The following is a 5,632-nucleotide window of genomic DNA, read 5'->3' on the forward strand; positions in this document are numbered from 1 at the left end:
TTCGCTAATCAAGGAGATGCATGACGGTTTCGATGCTGCAAATAAGAAATTTGCGGAGCATGACAGGAAATTCGATTCGCTAATCAAGGAGATGCATGACGGTTTCGATGCTGCAAATAAGAAATTTGCGGAGCATGACAGGAAATTCGATTCGCTAATCAAGGAGATGCATGATGGCTTTGCGGTCGCCAGCAAGGAACGGAGTTCCCTGGGAAATACACTTGGCAAGCTAATCGAGAACAGGGTTGCAGACAGGGTCGAGGACTTTGCCGAAAAGAGAGGCTGGAAAATATCCTCACGAACAGTGAGTGAAGGCGAAGAAGTGGATCTGATGGTTCGCGACGGCCTCAAATTTTTCGTTGAAACGAAATCACATGCGGATAGAGACGCACTCGAGCAGACACTCAGAAAGGCGAAGAAGCTGAAGATGCCGGGGATTCTCGTCGGTGAGAGGATGGACAGGGGTGTTGTCAAAGAGGCGAAACTGAAAAATCTCCTCTGTCTGAATCTTAGGGAATTCAGGAACGCCCTTGAATCTGGGAAGATTGAAAGATTCCTCTCAAAGTGATGACGCTTTTGCTCCTGAAATTCACTGGCAACGGCGATATCCTGTAATGCCGTGCACATTGCAGCCTATTCAAACCTGTCTTCCAGCAGGTTCCTGATTCCTGTCTAAACCGAAACAGCTTTCATTTTCCAGCCAAAAAGCAGATCTATGTGGCATAAAATTTAGTATACCAACTGCATTTTCAGCCAATTTCGGTTAGTGGAGGAATACGTCACGGTGAACGGTGTCGGAGCGGTCCAAAATAGGTTTTCCGAATTCTGTGAATCAACCGAGTCGCCCAATATGTTCGCGGCTTTTGATTCATTCAAATCAAAGCCGGCAGGAATTTCGCTCGTTATCCCGGCATATAATGAAGCGGACAGAATAGGAAATGCTCTAGACGCCTACCTGCAGGTACTGCAGTCCATTGGCCTCCCCTATGAAGTAAATGTAATAATGGACGGAACTGACAATACACCTGAAATTGTTGCCCGCTATTCGGAGAGAGGTGTTCTGGGTTACAGGCATAGTGCCAAACTGGGAAAGGGAGGCGCGATCATTGAAGGGCTGAAGAAGGCCAGTTACAATGTCACCGGCTATGTTGACGCGGATGGCAGTCTTTCGCCCGAGAGCCTGAAGACGATGCTTCGTTATGTGAATGATTACGACTGCGTTGTAGGTTCAAGATGGATAGATGGCAGCAGGTGGAACAGGGAGGAACCCGTCCCAAACAGGATTGCAAGCAGACTGTTCAATGTGCTTGTTCGCGGCCTGCTTGGCCTTCCCCTGCGTGATACCCAGTGCGGAGCCAAGCTATTCAGGACAGAGATAGTCGGCGAACTGCTTTCGAAGACAGTTGTTACAAACAGAACTTTCGATATCGCAATACTTTATCATGCGTGGAGAGGCGGCAAACGCATCGTTGAAGTTCCCGTGACCTGGACGCATGATGACCGGACGAGAATGCCGATTTTGCGCGTCATACCAATAATGTTTGTCACTCTCGTCGGTGTAAGACTGATGAACCTGCCTGTGAGAAAATACATTCCGAGAATCGTAATTGATTTTTTCATAAGGAAATATGCCAGCGACTGAAGAGTGGTAAAATTTATTTAGCAACTCTCGGAATATCCCTGGTCTGCGGTCCTGAGGAAGCCGCCTGCAATAAGGAGAAAGTCTGATAATGGCGAAGATCGTTTCCAGAAAGACTGCTGCCCTTGCAGTTGCTGTCATAGCCGTTTCTGCAGGTATCCTGGCGGCTGTTGCGCTTGGAAACTCAAACCGTCAGGCATACAAGTACGGACCTTCCCCATCGGAACCGTTTCCGGCACTCTGGCAGATGAACACTTCAGGCGCACCGTATCTGCAGAGCCTCCTTTCGGACAATACGTTATTCACAATCATCTATGAATCCAATAGCACGCAATCCCTCTCCTCCGGTGCCGATACTGTTCACTGGAACGTCGTGGCACTGTCAGAGTACGGCGGTGCTGCCAGGTGGAACAGATCTGTGGTAGTAAGTGAGGAAGGAAACATAAATCCGCAGCTGTCATGGATTCCGGGGAACTTAGTGCTCTCCGGTTACGGATCGTCCGTTACGGTTAACGGCATTCAGGAAGTGAACGGTTCATCTATTTTTGTGATTGAGTTCAATGCATCAGCCGGAAGCATTGATGGAATAGCTGTCAGGCATATGCCGCCGGAGTTCGGCATCACGGGCTATCTCATGTTTGCCGGGAATGCCTTGATTTATTCCTTTACCGGTTACGGGAGCGATTACCTTGCCGCAGGATCCATTCCGTTCTCCAGCGGAGCCGTAGCGGGTTGGTACAGGAATCTGACCGTAACGCCTTCTTCATACAGTGACGGCAGCCTGGCATTTGCAGACAGCAAATTCACTGTCCTGGCAGCATGGAACGTTATTGCACTCAATACAGACACTGGTGCAACCGTATCCTCCGTACCTTATTCAGCCGTTGGCGCTGATCAAATCAATATTGTCAACGGCAAACTTATCGGCGGAACGCTCTATTTCATTTCTGAATTCAGCAGTTCTGCCGGTCGCACAGATCTCAATCTCAAAGGGTTGAATCTCGCAACTGCCAGTATTGACCTGAATGTCACCGTCGGCCATATTGCGGTTCCCAGTTTTCCCGTCTCTGTCCGTGCGATCGGCAACATGCTTATAGCTCCGGTCTTTCCAGGTCTTACGTACTACGTGCTGAGCTTGACAGGCTCTCTTCTATGGAGCAGCATGCAGGTATCGCAGCGCTTCAACGGTGTGAATGTGAATCTCGGTATTCCGCAGCTTGCGCTTGCGTCCGGTGAATGGCTGCTCGAACAGTCAGTCAGGACGAATTCAGGTAACAGGAGCGTCACGGGTACAATGGTTGTCTTTCAGGCTGTCAACGCTTCGGACGGTCAACTCGAATGGAGCAGTTCTTTTACCTACTACTATCCTGTGACTTCTCTCCAGTTCTATCCCCCTGACGAATTTGGACCCCCGGAGGTGCTGCCGACTGCTTCAGACGGCGCTTATTTCGCATATGACTGGGGAAACAATATCGGCGTTGCAGCCGGCTGACCGTGCGCATGCAGCGCTAAATGTTCTCAGTGGTTTCAAAGGGTTGTTCGAAAGAAAACGGCTTCCTGTATTGCCATTACTGCGGTTACGATGCACTGTATGATGCCGTTGCTCATTGAGGTAACTTTTTATCCCTGATTGGAGTAAAAACTCAAGCATGGAAATCCATCTCCAGCGGAGACCAGGCGGCAGGCCAGTCACCACGAAGACAAATCCGCATCAGCAGCTCACTCAGAAAATCGCACCAGAATATCATCCGAAGATACTTGATTTTGCCCGGTCGCTTGCCCATGTGGTTTCAGTGCGGAGCATGATTTCCGTTCCCGGAGCTGTCGGATTCATACTGGAACCAGAATTTGCGCATGGCCCGCCCGAAAGCTTCATGATAGGCACAGAATTCGCGCATCTTCATCCATTATATGACGGCAGCATGCATATGATGCTCCCGGACCATGCTGCCGAATCTGTGATTGCCCATGAATGGGGCGAAGTCCATCCGATGGCGTTGAAGGGATATATCCCGCACAACGCAGTGATGGTCTATGCTCCTAGAAACGGGGCTGAGCTCCAGACCGTGATTTCGCTGCTGAATATGTCATATGCCTTTGCATCCGGTGCACTTTAAGGTGTGCGCATACCACAACAGGCTTAAGCACTGTTTATTGTGGCAGCAGTTTGGCACTCAGAGAACTCATGGGAAGTCCCCTTCCTGATGTGACACGGCGGATTCTACAGCCATCCGGATCCGGCTTATCGCTGTTATAATGGAAATGTATAAATCGGTCACAAGACCCTTATCAGGCATGAACTCGTTACAGACATTACAGGCAATCACAGAGAAAATCAATAAAGATCCGAGAGCAAGGAAAGACCTTCAGGGCTGGAATACTGTTTTCCAGTTCAATATTGAGGAGGGAGCAAGATATTTCCTTTCCATCGCCGAGGACGGCAGCGCCCGTGTTGAGGAAGGGGAACATCCGTCAGCGGAAACAAAGCTTTCTTCAAAGGAAGAGGTTATGGAGAACATTCTCACCGGGAAGCTTAACGCCATAAGTGCTTTCATGACCGGCAAGCTGAAGGTTTCGGGAAACATCGGGAAGGCGCAGGAACTTGTTTCGGTGCTCGATCAGCTGAGCTGAGCGGGTTCTGGGAACGTGGTGCAGATGGACAACTCCAGTGTAGCGGTGATAGGCGCCGGAGAGATGGGTCATGGAATTGCAGAGGTGTTCGCAATCGGCGGATATCGTGTTTTCCTCTGCGACGTGGATAGGAAATACCTCGACAATGCCGTTCGGAGGATAGGCGAAAGCCTGGAAAAACTCTCCGCGAAAGGCAGCATAAAGGAAAAGGCTTCGGATGTCGCCGCGAGAATTTCAGTGCACACATCCATTAAGGAGGCAGTGTCGGCTGCCCACCTGATTATAGAGGCCGTGCCCGAAAAGGAGGACCTGAAGGCTTCGGTCCTGAAAGAGGCTGAAAAATTCGCGCCTTCCGGCGCGATAATCGCAAGCAACACATCGAACATACGCATTACGACGCTTGCCGGCAATCTTGCAGACAGCTCAAGGATGGCGGGCATGCATTTTTTCAATCCGCCTGTTGTAATGAAGCTCGTTGAGGTGGTCAGGGGTGAGAGCACATCCGATGCTGTCGTAGAAGAAGTGCTGTCAATGCTGAAAAAGCTCGGAAAGACACCGGTTCTGGTTCGCAGGGATACGCCCGGTTTCATTGTCAATAGAATTAATGCTGCGGACCTTCTGTTCTTCGGTCTGCTTCAGGACAAGGGCGTTGCCACTCCTGAGGAGATCGATGCGTTCGGCAGGGCGCAGGGTTTGCCTATGGGCCCGTATGAGCTGCTTGACTTCGTCGGCATCGACATAGTCAAGAATTCGCTCGATTATTATGCGGCCGAGCTTTCACCGGACTACGGGAAATGCCATGTCTACAATGATCTCTATGCAAAGAAAATGCTGGGCAAAAAAACAGGCAGAGGCTTCTACGACTGGTCTTCGGGTAGGCCCCGTATCGACAGCTCCAAGGCAACAGACAGAGTGCCGCTCATCGATCTGTTCTCTCTGGAAATAAATGAGGCAGTGAAGCTGCTTGAGGAGGGTGTCGCATCCCCGGATGAGATCGAGACTGCCGTGAAACTTGGAATGAACAGGCCTTTCGGACCAATCTCGGTTGCAAAGAGTCTTTCGAATGCGGAGGTCAGGGAATCGCTTGAAAAACTCTCTTCCACATTCGGCATCGGCATTTTCAAACCCGCCCGATCGATTCAGGAGGGAAAACTGCGGGAGGCAATAGCGGGAAGAATCCGTGCTTCGAAGGATGAGGCACCGGCCAGGAACACTGCGGAGAGCGGGACATCGCACCCTGCAGATGAAGGCGGCAAGGTCAGGGTCAGCAGGCAGGGAAAGGTAGCTGTTATCTCGATAGACAATCCGCGGCACAACACACTCGACGCCGAGGTGCTCGCAGGAATGGAGGAGGCCGTCGAT

Annotated in this window: 6 protein-coding genes; all 6 read left to right on the plus strand. The window is 50.6% G+C overall.

Annotation, left to right across the window (positions count from 1 at the left end):
• Positions 1-568: hypothetical protein (locus tag KIS29_11110; protein ID MBX8640873.1), on the plus strand; the 568-nt coding region annotated here is incomplete at its 5' end.
• A gap of 198 nt (positions 569-766) precedes the next feature.
• Entirely contained in the window at positions 767-1,642 is an 876-nt protein-coding gene (locus tag KIS29_11115) for a glycosyltransferase (GenBank protein ID MBX8640874.1), read from the plus strand.
• 88 nt (positions 1,643-1,730) lie between these two features.
• Positions 1,731-3,131, plus strand: coding sequence for a hypothetical protein (locus tag KIS29_11120; GenBank protein MBX8640875.1), 1,401 nt, complete (start codon positions 1,731-1,733; stop codon positions 3,129-3,131).
• A 157-nt stretch (positions 3,132-3,288) separates the two neighbouring features.
• Positions 3,289-3,756 (plus strand): phospholipase, encoded by a 468-nt coding sequence (locus tag KIS29_11125; protein ID MBX8640876.1) that lies wholly within the window; start codon positions 3,289-3,291, stop codon positions 3,754-3,756.
• Between the two features lie 178 nt (positions 3,757-3,934).
• Entirely contained in the window at positions 3,935-4,270 is a 336-nt protein-coding gene (locus KIS29_11130) for an SCP2 sterol-binding domain-containing protein (protein ID MBX8640877.1), read from the plus strand.
• Positions 4,271-4,294: 24 nt separating this feature from the next.
• Positions 4,295-5,632: 3-hydroxyacyl-CoA dehydrogenase (locus KIS29_11135; protein MBX8640878.1), on the plus strand; the 1,338-nt coding region annotated here is incomplete at its 3' end.

This window comes from Candidatus Sysuiplasma jiujiangense (assembly GCA_019721075.1).
In the GTDB taxonomy this organism is placed as follows: domain Archaea; phylum Thermoplasmatota; class Thermoplasmata; order Sysuiplasmatales; family Sysuiplasmataceae; genus Sysuiplasma; species Sysuiplasma jiujiangense.